Raw genomic sequence first — 15,206 nt, 5'->3', positions numbered from 1 at the left:
GGGAACGAACTTGGCCCGCCCCTTCTCCGCCAAACGCTTGGTGATCGCCGCCGTCAGCGTCGTCTTCCCATGGTCCACGTGCCCGATCGTCCCTACGTTCACGTGCGGCTTCGTCCGCTCAAACTTCGCCTTCGCCATGGCAGAAATTCTCCCTCTTCAGTTCCCCAGGGCCCCGCATGAGGGGCCTGGGCTGCCTATGCGGTCTGGGCAGCCATCCCGGCGACCCGCGCCTTCAACTCCTCGGCAAGCTGCGCGGGCAGCTCTTCGTAACGGCCAAACTGCATGGTGTAGGTGGCCCGGCCCTGCGTCATCGAGCGGATGTCGGTGGCATAGCCGAACATTTCGGAAAGAGGAACCCAGGCGGCGACCACTTTCGCGCCCGCGCGCTCGGTCATCTCGCGGATGCGGCCCCGGCGGGAGGTGAGGTCGCCGATGATGTCGCCGAGGAACTCGGCCGGGCAGACCGCCTCCACATCCATGATGGGCTCGAGGAGAACGGGCCTCGCCTTCTTGACCGCCTCCTTGAAGCCCATCGAGCCGGCGATCTTGAAAGCCATCTCGGAGCTGTCCACGTCGTGGTAGGAGCCGTCGTGAAGGGTGACCTCGACATCCACCATGGGGAAGCCGGCCAGGATGCCGTTCTCCATGGCCTCGCGTACCCCCTGCTCCACGGCCGGGATGTACTCCCTGGGAATGACGCCGCCCACGATCTTGTTGACGAATTGGAAGCCCGTCCCGGCCACGAGCGGCTTGACGGTGAGCTCCACGTCGCCGTACTGGCCGCGGCCGCCCGTCTGGCGGACGAAGCGCCCGCGCGCGTGAGCCTCGGCCCGGATGGTTTCGCGGTACGCCACCTGCGGCTTGCCCACGTTGGCCGCCACCCCGAACTCACGGGTGAGCCGGTCCACCAGGATCTCCAGGTGGAGCTCGCCCATCCCCGAGAGGATGGTCTGGCTCGTCTCCTCGTCGGTGCGGACCCGAAAGGTCGGGTCCTCGTCCGCCAGGCGGGCGAGCGAGGTACCCAGTTTGTCCTGGTCCGCCTTGGTCTTGGGCTCGATGGCAATGGAGATGACCGGCTCGGGGAAGTCGATGGACTCGAGGAGGATGGGATGCGCGGCGGCGCAGAGGGTATGGCCGGTCTTCGCCTGCCGGAGGCCCAGGGCGGCGACGATGTCGCCAGCGCGGGCCTCCTTGATCTCCTCGCGCTTGTTCGCGTGCATCCGCATCAGGCGCCCGACGCGCTCCTCCCGGCCCGTGATGGTGTTGAGCACGGAGCTCCCCGCCGTCAGCACGCCCGAATACACCCGCAGGAAGACGAGCTGCCCCACGTAGGGATCGGTCATTACCTTGAAGGCGATGGCCGAGAAGGGCTCGTCATCCGAGGGCTTGCGCTCGGGAGGCGTCTTCCCGGCCTCGAGCTCGTCGGCCGACATCTTGCCCTTCACCGGCGGCAGGTCCAGCGGCGAGGGAAGATAGTCGACGATGGCATCGAGCAGGAGCTGGACGCCCTTGTTCTTGAACGCCGCGCCGCACAGGACGGGCACCCCCTCGCCGGCCAGCGTCGTCTTGCGGATGGCCGCCTTGAGGTCCTCGACGGGGAGATCCTCTCCCTCCAGGTAACGCTCCATGAGGCTTTCGTCCGTCATGGCGAGGGCCTCGACGAGCTTCTCGCGCCACTCGGCGGCCTTATCGGCCGCCTCGGCCGGGACGTCGCGCTCCTCGAAGGTGGCGCCCATCGGGTCGGTGAAGATGCGGGCCTTCATGGAGAGGAGGTCCACCATGCCGACGAAGTTCTCCTCCTCGCCGACCGGGATCTGGACGGGCAGGGGGGCGGCGGCGAGGCGCTTCTCGATCTGCTCCACCACGGCGAAGAAGTCGGCCCCCGTGCGGTCCATCTTGTTGATGAAGACGATGCGCGGCACCCCGTACTTCTCGGCTTGGCGCCAGACGGTCTCGCTCTGGGGCTCCACCCCGCCCACGGCGCAGAAGACGGCGACGGCGCCGTCCAGCACGCGGAGGCTGCGCTCCACCTCGGCGGTGAAGTCCACGTGGCCGGGGGTGTCGATGATGTTGATGGTGTGCTCCCGCCACCGGCAGGTGGTCGCGGCCGAGGTGATGGTGATGCCGCGCTCCTGCTCCTGCGCCATCCAGTCCATCGTAGCGGCACCCTCGTGAACCTCGCCCATCTTGTGCGTGCGGCCTGTGTAATAGAGGACGCGCTCGGTCGTGGTCGTCTTCCCGGCATCGATGTGGGCCATGATGCCGATGTTCCGGACTCTCTCGAGCGCTACTTCTCTCGGCACGGCAAATTCCCCTTGACTGCTACCAGCGGTAGTGGGCGAACGCCTTGTTCGCCTCGGCCATCCGGTGCGTGTTCTCCCGCACCCGGACGGCCCCGCCCGTGTTGTTGGCGGCGTCCACGATTTCGGCGGCCAGGCCGTTCGCGATGCGGCGGTCCCGGCTCCGGGCGTTCTCGATCAGCCAGCGGATGCTGAGCGTGGTGCGGCGGTCGGGCCGCACCTCGACCGGCACCTGGTAGGTGGCGCCGCCGACGCGGCGGGAGCGCACCTCGAGGGCCGGCTTCACGTTGTCCAGCGCCCGCTTGAAGACCTTGAGGGGGTCTTCCTTCATCTTATCCTCGACCATGTCCATCGCGCCGTAGAAGACGCGCTCGGCCAGGCTCTTCTTGCCCTGGTACATCAGGGCGTTGATGAACTTGGTCACGAGCCGGTCCTTGTACTTCGGATCGGGAAGGACGGTCCGTTTCGTGATTCGCTTGCGCCTGGCCATCGGAGCGGCTTCTCCCTCTTTTCCCGGCTACTTGGGCCGCTTGGCCCCGTATTTGGAGCGGCTCTTCCGGCGCTTCTCGACGCCGACGCTGTCCAGGGTCCCGCGGACGACGTGGTAGCGGATGCCCGGCAGGTCCTTCACCCGGCCCCCGCGGATCAAGACGATCGAGTGCTCCTGGAGGTTGTGGCCCTCGCCCGGGATGTAGGTGGTGACCTCCATCCCGTTGGTCAGCCGGACGCGGGCCACCTTGCGGAGCGCGGAGTTCGGCTTTTTGGGGGTGGTGGTGTAGACGCGGACGCACACCCCCCGCTTCTGCGGACAGTTCCGGAGGGCCGGGCTGTCCGTCTTCGACCGGACCTTCTCGCGCCCTTTGCGGACTAGCTGACTGATGGTGGGCACAGGCACCTCCCCGGCAAAAAACCGAACGGGCGATTCACTGCGTGGGAAGCAGCGGAACGGTTCCTTGCCCGGCACGGGCGGTCGGGAGGCTCCTGCTACGTGTTCCCTACAGCAGAGGAATCATCTCCTTTAAAATCAACCAGTTATGGCAAGCGGGGGATCGAGGCGAGCCCCGATCCCCGCAGCGAAGGTGCGGATTATATACGGACCGGCGGGGTTGTCAACTGCCGCCGGCCGAAAAACCCGCTGTTTCCGGACCCTATTCTGAGGAGGCCTCCCCGGCGCCCGAGGCCGGAGCCTTGCGGTCCTCCTCCCCTTCTTCTTCCTCCCCGGGGATCTCGTCCTCGTCCACGATATCCTCCTCGTCGTCCGGCTCGTCCACCACGGCCGCCACCTCCTCGGCCGCCGGGGCAAGCTCCACCTCGGGCGAGAGGAGCTCGACGCCCTGGTAGAGCCGGGCGCCCGTGCCCGCGGGGATGAGGCGCCCCATGATCACGTTCTCCTTGAGGCCCCGGAGGTAGTCCACCTTGCCCGAGACGGCCGCCTGGGTGAGCACCCGGGTGGTCTCCTGGAAGGAGGCCGCCGAGATGAAGCTGTCGGTGGAGAGCGAGGCCCGGGTGATGCCGAGGAGGATGGGGCGGCCCGTCGCCGGCCGCTTGCCCTCGTTCATCGCCTCCTGGTTGCGCCGGTGGAACAGCTCGCGGGTGACCTGCTCGCCCACCACCAGATCGGTGTCGCCCGGGTCGATGATCTCCAGCCGCCGCAGCATCTGGCGGACGATGACCTCGATGTGCTTGTCGTTGATGTTGACGCCCTGAAGCCGGTAGACCTCCTGGACCTCGTTCACCAGGTAGTTCTGCAACTCCTTCTCGCCGAGGACGGCCAGGATGTCGTGCGGGTTGACGGCACCGTCCATGAGCGGCTCGCCCGCCCGGACGTAGTCGCCCTCCTGCACGTTGACATGCTTCCCGCGGGGGATGAGGTACTCGCGCTCGTCGCCCGTGTCCGAAACCACCAGGACGCGCCGCATGCCGCGGAGGGTGCCGGCGAACTTCACGGTGCCGTTGATCTCGGAGATCACGGCATTTTCCTTGGGCTTGCGCGCCTCGAAGAGCTCCGCCACGCGCGGCAGGCCGCCCGTGATGTCCTTCGTCTTGGAGGTTTCCCGGGTGATCTTGAAGATCACGTCGCCGGGCTGGATGGAGTCGTCCTCGTTGACGTTCATGTGGGCCCCGGCGGGCAGCGGGAAAACAGCCAGCTGTTCGCTCCCCTCGCCGTAGAGCACTGCGCGCGGCTGCCGCTTCTCGTCGGCGTGGTCGATGATGACCCGCCGCGAAAGGCCGGTGACCTCGTCGATCTCCTCCTGCATGGTGACGCCTTCGATGACGTCCACCAGCGAGACGTGGCCCGCCCGCTCGGTCATGACCGAGAAGGTGTAGGGGTCCCACTCGAGGAGCTTCTCTCCCTCGCTTACCTTGGAGTTCTCGCGGGCCTTCACCACGGCGCCGTACACCACCGGGTAGCGCTCGCGCTCGCGCCCCGTCTCGTCGGAGATCGCGATGATCCCGTTGCGGTTCATGTTGATGAGCTCGCTCTTCTTGTTCTGGATCACCTTCAGGCCGATGTACTTGACGAACCCCGCCCGCTTGGCCTCGACCGTGCTCTGCTCGGACGCCCGGGTCGCCGTGCCGCCGATGTGGAAGGTGCGCATCGTGAGCTGGGTGCCGGGCTCGCCGATGGATTGGGCGGCGATGACGCCCACCGCCTCGCCGACCTCCACCATAAGCCCCGTGGCCAGGCTGCGGCCGTAGCACTTGGCGCACACTCCGGTGCGGGCCTCGCAGGTGAGGACGCTGCGGATGGTGACGCGCTCGACGCCCGCGTTCTCGATGGCCCGCACCCGCTCCTCGTTGATCTCCCGGCCGGCGGAGCAGAGCACCTCGCCGGTGAAGGCGTCCTTGATGTCCTGGAGCGCGATGCGGCCCACGACGCGCTCGCCGAGGGTCTGGATGATCTCGCCGCCCTCGACCAAGGAGCTCATGTCGATGCCGTTGAGGGTGCCGCAGTCGTCCTCGGTGATGATGATGTCCTGGGCCACGTCCACGAGGCGCCGGGTGAGATAGCCGCTGTTGGCCGTCTTGAGCGCCGTGTCGGCCAGGCCCTTGCGCGCACCGTGGGTCGAGATGAAGTACTGCAGCACCGAGAGCCCCTCCCGGAAATTAGCCGTGATGGGGGTTTCGATGATCTCGCCCGAGGGCTTGGCCATGAGGCCGCGCATCCCGCCGAGCTGGCGGAGCTGCGCCGTCGAACCGCGCGCGCCGGAGTCGGCCATGATGTAAATGGGGTTGAACTGGGCCGGCGCGGTGAGGTCCGCCGTCCCGCTCATGGCGACCTCGTCCTCGGTCTCGAGCACGCGGAACATCTCGGTCGAGACCTCCTCGGTCACGTGCGACCAGATGTCGATGATCTTGTTGTAGCGCTCGCCGTCGGTGATGAGGCCGTCGCGGTACTCGCTCTCCACCGAGAGCACTTCCTTTCGAGCGAGCTCGATGAGGTCGCGCTTGCGGTCGGGCACCTTCATGTCGTCGATGGAAATGGAGATGCCGGCCTGGGTGGCCTGGCTGAAGCCGAGGTTCTTGAGGTCGTCCAGGAAGCGGACGGTGCGGGCCCGGCCCGCGTTCTCGTAGCAGACGGCCACGAGGCGGGTGAGGGCCTTCTTGTCCATGGTCCGGTTGAGCGCCTCGAAGGGCACGTTCTCGGGCAGGATCTCGTGGAGGAGGACGCGGCCGATCGTGGTCTCAACCAGCTCGCCCCTGAGCCGCACCCGGATGCGCGCCTGCAACCCCACCTCGCCCTGGTCATAGGCCACGCGGGCCTCGGCCGAGTTGCTGAAGACGCGGCCCTCGCCCTTGGAGCCGGCGCGGGGCTTGGTCAGATAGTAGCAACCCAGGATGATGTCCTGGCTGGGGACGGCGAGGGGCATGCCGTTCGCCGGCGAGAGGATGTTGTTCGCCGAGAGCATGAGCACCCGCGCCTCCTCGACCGCCTCGACCGAGAGGGGCACGTGGACCGCCATCTGGTCTCCGTCGAAGTCGGCGTTGAAGGCCGCGCACACGAGCGGATGGATGCGGATGGCCTTGCCCTCGACCAGGAGCGGCATGAAGGCCTGCATGCCCAGCCGGTGCAGGGTCGGGGCGCGGTTGAGGATGACGGGGTGGTTCTTCACCACCTCCTCGAGCACGTCCCAGACCTCGGGGCGTTCCTCCTCGACCATCTTCTTGGCCGCCTTGATGGTGGCGCAGAGACCCTTCTCCTCCAGGCGGTTGTAGATAAAGGGCTTGAAGAGCTCGAGGGCCATCTTCTTGGGCAGGCCGCACTGGTTGAACTTGAGCTCGGGCCCGATGACGATGACGGAGCGGCCCGAGTAGTCCACGCGCTTGCCCAGCAGGTTCTGGCGGAAGCGGCCTTGCTTGCCCTTGAGCATGTCCGAGAGGCTCTTGAGCGGCCGGCGGTTCGGCCCCCGCAGCAGGCGGCCCCGGCGCCCGTTGTCGAACAGGGCGTCCACGGCCTCCTGGAGCATGCGCTTCTCGTTGCGGATGATGATGTCGGGCGCCTTGAGCTCCTGGAGCCGCATCAGCCGGTTGTTGCGGTTGATGACGCGGCGGTAGAGGTCGTTCAGGTCGCTCGTGGCGAAGCGCCCGCCGTCCAGGGGAACGAGGGGCCGCAGCTCGGGCGGGAGGACGGGGATGACCTCGAGGATCATCCACTCCGGCCGGTTGCCCGAGGTGCGGAAGGCGTCGGCCACCTTGAGTCGCTTGATCAGCTTGCGGCGCTTCTGGAGGTTGGAGGTCTCGCGGATATCCTCCTTGAGCTGGGCCGAGAGGGCGTCGAGGTCGAGGGCCACCAGGAGCTCCCGGATGGCCTCGGCGCCGATGCCCACCTTGTAGTCGTCCTCGTCGAACTCCTGCTGGACCTTGCGGTACTGCTCCTCGGTCAAGAGGCTCAGCTTCTTGAGGCCCGTCTTGCCAGGGTCGACGACGACGTAGTTCTCGAAGTAGAGGATACGCTCCAGCTCGCGGAGCGTCATGTCGAGCAGGTTGCCGATGCGGCTCGGCAGCCCCTTGAAGAACCACACGTGCGAGACCGGGCTCGCCAGCTCGATGTGGCCCAGCCGCTCCCGGCGCACCTTGGAGGAGATGACCTCGACGCCGCACTTCTCGCACACGACGCCGCGGTACTTCATGCGCTTGTACTTGCCGCAGAGGCACTCGTAGTCCTTCACGGGGCCGAAGATGACGGCGCAGAACAGGCCGTCGCGCTCCGGCTTGAAGGTGCGGTAGTTGATGGTTTCCGGCTTCTTCACCTCGCCCGACGACCACGCGCGGATGGTGTGGGGAGAGGCGATCCGGATCCGGATGGCGTCAAAGGAGACGGGATCCTTGGGCTTCTCGAAAAGATTCAGCACGCTGTCCAATGCAATCCCTCCTTGGGGATCATCCCGTGGGGGCGGGATTGAACCCGAGGCGGCAGAGGTCCGCCCGACCAGCCCCTACCGGGGCGCCTCGCCGCTCTCGATAAGCTCGACATCGAGGCACAGGCTCTGCAATTCCTTCATCATCACGTTGAACGACTCGGGCAGGTTCGCCTCGAGCAGGTTCTCGCCCTTCACGATCGATTCGTACATGCGGGTGCGCCCGGTCACGTCGTCGCTCTTGACCGTGAGGATCTCCTGCAGGGTCTTGGCGGCACCGTACGCCTCGAGCGCCCACACCTCCATCTCGCCCAGCCGCTGGCCGCCGAACTGCGCCTTGCCGCCCAGCGGCTGCTGGGTGACGAGGGAGTAGGGGCCCGTGGACCGGGCGTGGATCTTGTCGTCCACCAGGTGGTGGAGCTTCAGCATGTAGATGTAGCCCACCGTCACTTCCTGCTCGAAGGGGCTGCCCGACCGCCCGTCGTAGAGGGCGGTCTTCCCGTAGGGGGGCACCCCCGCCTCTTTCATGAGGCGGACGATGTCCTCCTCCGTGGCCCCGTCGAAGACCGGGGTGGCGAAATGCTTGCCCAGCACGTGAGCCGCCCACCCGAGGTTGGTCTCGAGGATCTGGCCCACGTTCATCCGGGAGGGTACGCCCAGGGGGTTCAGGACGATCTCGATGGGGGTGCCGTCCTCGAGGTAGGGCATGTCCTCCTCGGGGACGATGATCGAGACGACGCCCTTGTTGCCGTGGCGGCCGGCCATCTTGTCGCCGACCTGGAGCTTGCGCTTCATGGCCACGTAGATCTTCACCATCTTGAGCACGCCCGGCGGGAGCTCGTCGCCGCGCTGGAGCTTGGCGATCTTCTCCTCGCGGATGCTCTCGAGGAGCCGGATCTGCTCCTCGATGCGGGCCACGGTGTCGGAGGCCTGGGCCGCAACCTCCTTCGCCACGGGGATCTTCTGGAGGTCCTGCCCGGAGAGGGCGGCGAGGGAGGCCCCGTCGAGCGCGGCGCCCTTGGTGACCAGGGTGTCGCCCGTCTTGGGATGGGCGACCCGGGCGGCGGCCGCCTTCCCGAGGAAGAGGGCGCGGAGCCGGTTGTCCGCCTCCTCGCGGAGGATGCGGATCTCGTCGCCGTAATCCTTCTCAATCTTAGCGACCTCGGCCTCCTCGATGGCCAGGGCGCGGGAGTCCTTGCTGGTCCCCCGCCGGGAGAAGACCCGCACCTCGACCACCGTGCCCTCGATGCCGGGGGGTACCCGGAGGGAGGAGTCGCGCACGTCGCCGGCCTTCTCGCCGAAGATGGCGCGCAGGAGCTTCTCCTCGGGGCTGAGCTGGGTCTCGCCCTTGGGGGTGATGCGCCCCACCAGGATGTCGCCCGCGTTGACGCGGGCGCCGATGCGGATGATGCCGCTGTCGTCGAGGTTGCGCAGGGCCTCCTCGCTCTGGTTGGGGATGTCGCGGGTGATCTCCTCGGGGCCCTGCTTGGTGTCGCGGGCCTCGATCTCGAACTCTTCGATGTGGATGGAGGTGTAGATGTCCTCCTTCACCACCTTCTCGGAGATGACGATGGCGTCCTCGAAGTTGTAGCCGTTCCAGGGCATGAAGGCGACGAGCATGTTCCGCCCGAGCGCCAGCTCGCCCTGGTCGGTCGAGAAGCCGTCGGCGATGACCTCGCCCTTCTTCACCTTCTGCCCGACCTGCACGATGGGCTTCTGGTTGATGCAGGTGTTCTGGTTGGAGCGGCGGTACTTGACCAGGTTGTGGATGTAGACGCCCGGAGAGCGCCGGTCGGCCTCGGGGTTGTCGGCCCGGACGACCACCCGGCTCGCCTCGACGCCCACCACCTCGCCGTCGCACCGGGCCAGGATGACCGCGCCCGAGTCGCGCGCGGCGACGGCCTCCATGCCCGTCCCGACGTAGGGAGCCTCGGGGCGGAGCAGGGGCACGGCCTGGCGCTGCATGTTCGAGCCCATGAGGGCCCGGTTGGCGTCGTCGTTCTCGAGGAAGGGGATGAGCGAGGTGGCGACGCTCACCAGCTGCTTCGGCGAGACGTCCATGTAGTCCACCTGGTCCCGGGGGACCATCACGAACTCCCCGCTCGTGCGCGCCGAGACGAACTCGCTCACCAGCATCCCATCGGGGCCCACCTCGGCGTTCGCCTGGGCGATCTTGTACTTGTCCTCGTCGATGGCGGAGAGCCACTCGACGGTCTCCGTCACCCGGCCGTTCACCACCTTGCGGCACGGCGTCTCGATGAAGCCGTACTGGTTCACCCTCGCGTAGGTGGAGAGGCTGGCGATGAGGCCGATGTTCGGGCCCTCAGGCGTCTCGATCGGGCAGATGCGCCCGTAGTGGGTCGGGTGCACGTCGCGCACCTCGAACCCGGCCCGGTCGCGGGTGAGGCCGCCGGGGCCCAGGGCCGAGAGGCGCCGCTTGTGGGTGATCTCGGAGAGGGGGTTCGTCTGATCCATGAACTGGCTGAGCTGGCTGGACCCGAAGAACTCCTTGATGGCCGCGGTGATCATCTTCGAATTGATGAGGTCCCGCACCGAGACGGCCTCGGCGTCCTGGATGCTCAGCCGCTCGCGGATGGCCCGCTCCATGCGCACCAGCCCCACGCGGAACTGGCTCTCCAGCAGCTCGCCCACCGAGCGCACGCGGCGGTTCCCCAGGTGGTCGATGTCGTCCACCGTCCCCTGCCCGTGGCGCAGCTCGATGAGGTAGCGCACCACGGCGATCACGTCGTCCACCGTCAGGGTGCGCTGGTCGAGCGGGAGGTTGAGCCCGAGCTTGGTGTTGAGCTTCAGGCGCCCGATCCGCGAGAGGTCGTAGCGCTTGGCGTTGAAGAAGAGGTTCTCGAAGAGGTTGCGGGCCGTCTCCCGCGTCGGCGGGTCGCCGGGCCGCAGCCGCTTGTAGATCTCGACCAGGGCGTCCTCGGGGGCGTCGCACTTGTCCGTCGTCAGCGTGTCGCGGATGGTGCGGTCGGTGCCCACGCCCGAGACGAACAGCGTCGGGACGCGGGCGGTCTTCTTCTCCCGCAGGGCGCTCAGCACGTCCGAGGTCACCTCGGTGTTGGTGTCAAAGAGCACCTCGCCCGTCTCGGGGCCCGCGATGGGCTGGGCGATGATGCTGCCCACCACCTCCTCGTCCTTCAGGTCGAGGGTCTCGATGCCGGCCGCCTGCATCTTACGCAGGGCCGCCCGGGTGAACTTGCGCCCGGCCTTGAGGATGAGCTCGCCGGTCTTCGGGATGAGGATGTCCTCGAAGATGCGCTGGTTCACCATGAGCTCGGAGATCTTCTTGTAGAAGACCCCCCGCTTGGGGTCGTAGAGGACGTCCTCGCTCTGGTAGAAGGAGTTGAGGATGTCGTCCTTCGAGAGCCCGAACGCGCGCAGCAGCACCGTGACCGGCAGCTTCCGCCGGCGGTCGATGCGCACGTAGAGGAGATCCTTGCTGTCGAACTCGAAGTCCAGCCAGCTCCCCCGGTAGGGGATCAGCCGGGCCGTGTAGGCGGACTTGGCCGAGGGCTTCGTCTTGTCCGCGCTGAAGAAGGCCCCGGGCGAGCGGTGCATCTGGCTCACCACCACGCGCTCGGTGCCGTTGATGATGAAGGTGCCGTTCTCGGTCATCAGGGGCACCTCGCCCAGATAGACCTTCTGCTCCTTCACCTCGCGGACACGCCGCTCCTTGGTCGTCTCGTCCTTCTCGTAGGTCGTCAGCCGCAGCATCACCCGCAGGGGGGCGACGAAGGTCATGCCCCGCTGGCGGCACTCGTCCGCCTCGTGCTTCTGCCGGCAGAAGACCTCGACGCCGTTGTCATCCCGGATGCCCGGCCCGCCGAGGCCGGTGTACTCCACCCCGCCGCTCTCCCATATGCCGATCTCGTACCCGAGATACTCGAGGACGAGCGTCTCCGAGGAGTCGGTGATGGGAAAGACGCTCCGGAACACCCCTTCGAGACCCTCGTCCTGGCGGCGCTCGGAGGGCCTCACCTCCCACTGCAGGAAGCGCTCGTAGGAGGCGAGCTGGATGTCAATGAGATTGGGGATATCGATGACCGCGGGGATCTTGGCGAAGTCCTCGCGGACGCGGCGGCCATTCAATCCGTTCGTTGATGCCATGATGGCTCACCTCCTTGAGGGCGATTCCAGTTGCCACGGCGCCCGGAGACACCTCCAGGCGCCGACAAGGATCAGCACTCGGGGGGTGAGCCTAAGCGACCTCCACTTCAGCGCCGACCTCCTTCAGCTTGGCAGCGGCGGCGTCGGCGTCGTCCTTGGAGATTCCCTCTTTGACGGGCTTGGGAGCGCCCTCGACGAGATCCTTGGCCTCCTTGAGGCCGAGGCTGGTCAGCTCGCGGACCACCTTGATGACCTTGATCTTCTCCGCGCCGACCGCCTTGAGGATGACCGAGAACTCCGTCTTCTCCTCGGCTGCCGGAGCGGCGCCGGCCATGCCGGGGCCCGCCATCATCATGGGGGCGGCCGCGGATACGCCGAACTTCTCCTCAAGCTCCTTCACGAAGTTGCTGAGCTCCAGGACCGTCATGTTCTCGATGAAGGTGATCACTTCTTCTTTGGTCGCCACCATTCTGCCCTTTCTTTAAACGTTCGGGTTGCTCATCGGCTCCGCGGAGCCACCCAAAAGACGCACAAATCCGCCCGGTGCCCCCACAGGGGCAAACTTCTCTATTTACTCCTTTTCCTTCGACTTTGCAATCGCCTGCAAGGCATACAGGGGCTTCCGCAGCAGGGCGTTGAGCACCCGCGGCAGGCCCGCCGCCACCCCGTTCAGCGCCCCCAGCATCTGGGAGAGCAGCACCTCGCGGGAGGGGAGGTCCGCAATCGCTTCGATTTCAGCGGGTTCCAGGAACTTCCCGTCCAGCATCGCCCCGCCCCGGATCTGGCCGGCGGGCAGGCCCTTCAGGAAAGTCTTGAGGACCTTGGCGGGCACGGCCGGGTCCCCCGCCGTCGTGGCGATGGAAACCGGGCCGTTCAGCTTCGCCCGTACCACCTCGAACGGGGTCCCCTCCACCGCCCGGTTCAGCAGGGTGTTCTTGATGACGGAGAGCTCCACCCCGGCCTCGCGGCCGCGGCGCCTGAGGGTGGTCATCTGGGCCACCGTCAGCCCCCGGAAGTCGAAGAGGACCACCGAGGACGACTTCTCCAGCTTCGCCCGAAGCACGCCGAGCTTTTCGACCTTCTCCGGCCGGGGCGCCAAGCCCCCGGCCAGCCTACCCTTCTTGACCGCCGTCGCCATCGGAGGCGCTCCTCTACTTCAGCGAGGCCAGGAGGCTCTGGTGGTCCACCTTCACCCCCGGCCCCATGGTGCTCGATACGGTCAGACTCTTGAAATAGACGCCCTTGCTGGTGGAGGGCTTGGCCCGGACCAAGGCGTCCACCACGGCCTGGATGTTCTCGGCCAGGGCCTGGGGCGGGAAGCTGGCCTTGCCCACCGGCGCGTGGATGATCCCGGCCTTCTCGGTGCGGTACTCCACCTTGCCCGCCTTAATCTCCTTGACCACCCGGCCGATGTCGAACGAAACCGTGCCCGACTTGGGGTTGGGCATCAGCCCCCGGGGGCCCAGCACCCGCCCGAGGCGCCCGACCAGCCCCATCACGTCCGGGGTGGCCACCACGCGCTCGAAGTCGAGCCAGCCGCCCTGGATCTTCTCGACCAGGTCCTCGGCGCCCACGAAGTCCGCGCCGGCCTCCTTCGCCTCGCGCACCTTCTCCCCCTTGGCGAAGGCGACCACCCGCTCGGACTTGCCGAGCCCGTGGGGCAGCGCCACGCTGCCGCGGACCATCTGGTCCGCGTGGCGGGGATCCACCCCGAGCTTGGCCGCGATCTCGACCGTCTCGTCGAACTTGGCCTTGGCCAGCTCCTTGACGAGGGTCACCGCCTCGTCGAGGGGGTAGAACTTCTCCCGGTCGACCTTCTTGCCGGCCTCCCGGAACCTCTTGCTGTGCTGTGACATATCCGAATCCTCCGTGGTCCATGCGGCGCCCCCGGGGGGCGCCTCCCACTCGATGGGAACTGCGGCGGCTAGTCCTTGACCTCGATCCCCATGCTCCGCGCGGTGCCCGAGATAATCTTCACGGCCGCCTCGAGGTCGGAGCAGTTGAGGTCGGCCTTCTTGATGCCGGCGATCTCCTCGACCTGCTTGCGGGTCACCGAGCCCACGCCGGTGCGCCCGGGTTCCTTGGAGCCCTTCGCCAGGCTGGCCGCCTTCTTAAGAAGGATGGAGGCCGGCGGGCTCTTCATGATGAAGGTGAAGCTCCGGTCCCCGAAGATGGTGATCTCGACGGGGATGATGGTGCCTTCCTGGCCCTGGGTCTGGGCGTTGAAGGACTTGCAGAACTCCATGATGTTGACGCCGTGCTGGCCCAGGGCGGGCCCCACCGGGGGGGCCGGGTTGGCCTGGCCCGCCGGAATCTGGAGCTTCACCTTGGCGACCGCTTCCTTCTTGCTCGCCATCTCGGTTCCTCGCTGGGGAGCCGCCCCGCCGTGAGGGCGCTCCCTACACCTTCTCCACCTGGAGCATCTCGAGCTCCACCGGCGTGGTCCGCCCGAAAATGCTCACCATCACCTTGAGCTTGCCGCGGTCGGGGTGCACCTCGTCGATCACCCCGGTGAAGTTCACGAAGGGGCCGTCGACGACGCGGATGTTCTCCCCCTTCTCGAACTCCACCTTGGGCTTCGGCTTCTCGACCTCGCCCCGCATCTGCTTGACGACGTTCTGCACCTCCGCGTCGCTGAGCGGCGAAGGCGTGTTCCCCCCGAGGAAGCCCGTCACCTTGGGGGTGTTCTTCACGAGGTACCAGGTGTTCTCGTCGCACTCCATCTCGATCAGGATGTAGCCGGGGAAGAACTTGCGGGAGCTGGTGCGCTTCTTGCCCCCCTTCACCTCGACCACCTGCTCGGTGGGGACCACGATGTCCCCCAGCTTCTCCTCCAGGCCGGCGGCCCGGAACTGCTCCTGGACGCTGAGGCGCACCTTGTTCTCGAAGCCCGAGTAGGTGTGAACCACGTACCATTGCTTGGTGCTCATTACCCGGCCTCCGCCTAGAACCCGAGCCTGAGGAGATAGTTGATGATGCGCGAGAGCGCCAGGTCCACGATGCCCAGGTACAGCGCCACGACGAACACGAATACCAGCGCCAGGACGGTCTGGGCGGCCGTCTGCTTCAGGTCGAGCCACGTCACCCGCTTGGCTTCGCCCTGCACGTCCAGCAGGAACTGCCGCGCCTGCCGGAACCAATCCATCACCTTGGCCGTCATCGTCCTTCCGCCGGGAAAAGGCCTGGCAGGCCAGGAGGGACTCGAACCCCCAACCGCCGGATTTGGAGTCCGGTGCTCTACCAATTGAGCCACTGGCCTGCGAAAGATTCCTCCAAACCCGCTACTCGACCACCTCGGAGACGACGCCGGCGCCCACGGTGCGGCCGCCCTCGCGGATGGCGAAGCGCAGCTCCTTCTCCATGGCGATGGGCGTGATCAGATCCACCGTCAGCGCCACGTTGTCCCCGGGCATGACCATCT

13 protein-coding genes and 1 tRNA gene are annotated in these 15,206 nt (G+C 66.9%); all 14 read right to left on the bottom strand.

The features are described 5' to 3' along the window. A partial coding sequence (gene tuf / locus HYZ11_11895) for an elongation factor Tu (protein MBI3128299.1) occupies positions 1 to 138 on the bottom strand: 138 nt, incomplete at its 3' end. A 56-nt stretch (positions 139 to 194) separates the two neighbouring features. Beyond that, on the bottom strand, positions 195 to 2,303 hold the full coding sequence (gene fusA, locus HYZ11_11890; GenBank protein MBI3128298.1) for an elongation factor G: 2,109 nt from the start codon (positions 2,301 to 2,303) through the stop codon (positions 195 to 197). 19 nt (positions 2,304 to 2,322) lie between these two features. Continuing rightward, positions 2,323 to 2,790 carry a 30S ribosomal protein S7 gene (rpsG, locus tag HYZ11_11885; protein ID MBI3128297.1) on the bottom strand — a complete coding sequence of 156 codons (468 nt, stop codon included), beginning with the start codon at positions 2,788 to 2,790 and terminating at the stop codon, positions 2,323 to 2,325. A 27-nt stretch (positions 2,791 to 2,817) separates the two neighbouring features. Further along, positions 2,818 to 3,189, bottom strand: coding sequence for a 30S ribosomal protein S12 (locus HYZ11_11880; GenBank protein ID MBI3128296.1), 372 nt, complete (start codon positions 3,187 to 3,189; stop codon positions 2,818 to 2,820). A 259-nt stretch (positions 3,190 to 3,448) separates the two neighbouring features. Continuing rightward, positions 3,449 to 7,663, bottom strand: coding sequence for a DNA-directed RNA polymerase subunit beta' (gene rpoC / locus HYZ11_11875; GenBank protein ID MBI3128295.1), 4,215 nt, complete (start codon positions 7,661 to 7,663; stop codon positions 3,449 to 3,451). A 75-nt stretch (positions 7,664 to 7,738) separates the two neighbouring features. After that, entirely contained in the window at positions 7,739 to 11,785 is a 4,047-nt protein-coding gene (gene rpoB, locus HYZ11_11870; protein ID MBI3128294.1) for a DNA-directed RNA polymerase subunit beta, read from the bottom strand. A 91-nt stretch (positions 11,786 to 11,876) separates the two neighbouring features. Beyond that, positions 11,877 to 12,254: a 50S ribosomal protein L7/L12 gene (gene rplL, locus HYZ11_11865; GenBank protein ID MBI3128293.1), complete on the bottom strand. Its 378-nt coding sequence runs from the start codon at positions 12,252 to 12,254 to the stop codon at positions 11,877 to 11,879. 102 nt (positions 12,255 to 12,356) lie between these two features. Further along, on the bottom strand, positions 12,357 to 12,923 hold the full coding sequence (locus HYZ11_11860; GenBank protein MBI3128292.1) for a 50S ribosomal protein L10: 567 nt from the start codon (positions 12,921 to 12,923) through the stop codon (positions 12,357 to 12,359). Between the two features lie 13 nt (positions 12,924 to 12,936). Further along, positions 12,937 to 13,641, bottom strand: coding sequence for a 50S ribosomal protein L1 (locus HYZ11_11855; protein ID MBI3128291.1), 705 nt, complete (start codon positions 13,639 to 13,641; stop codon positions 12,937 to 12,939). 68 nt (positions 13,642 to 13,709) lie between these two features. Beyond that, positions 13,710 to 14,141 (bottom strand): 50S ribosomal protein L11, encoded by a 432-nt coding sequence (gene rplK, locus HYZ11_11850; GenBank protein MBI3128290.1) that lies wholly within the window; start codon positions 14,139 to 14,141, stop codon positions 13,710 to 13,712. A 43-nt stretch (positions 14,142 to 14,184) separates the two neighbouring features. Beyond that, positions 14,185 to 14,715, bottom strand: a complete 531-nt coding sequence (gene nusG / locus HYZ11_11845) for a transcription termination/antitermination protein NusG (protein MBI3128289.1) — start codon at positions 14,713 to 14,715, stop codon at positions 14,185 to 14,187. A 14-nt stretch (positions 14,716 to 14,729) separates the two neighbouring features. After that, on the bottom strand, positions 14,730 to 14,945 hold the full coding sequence (gene secE / locus HYZ11_11840; protein MBI3128288.1) for a preprotein translocase subunit SecE: 216 nt from the start codon (positions 14,943 to 14,945) through the stop codon (positions 14,730 to 14,732). 23 nt (positions 14,946 to 14,968) lie between these two features. Beyond that, a tRNA-Trp gene (locus HYZ11_11835) sits at positions 14,969 to 15,044 on the bottom strand. Between the two features lie 22 nt (positions 15,045 to 15,066). After that, positions 15,067 to 15,206: elongation factor Tu (gene tuf / locus HYZ11_11830; GenBank protein MBI3128287.1), on the bottom strand; the 140-nt coding region annotated here is incomplete at its 5' end.

It is taken from the genome of Candidatus Tectomicrobia bacterium, from assembly GCA_016192135.1.
Classification (GTDB): Bacteria; UBA8248; UBA8248; order UBA8248; family UBA8248; genus 2-12-FULL-69-37.
The sequence above is the reverse complement of the archived record's forward strand: the minus strand, read 5'-3'. Positions and strand labels throughout refer to the sequence as shown.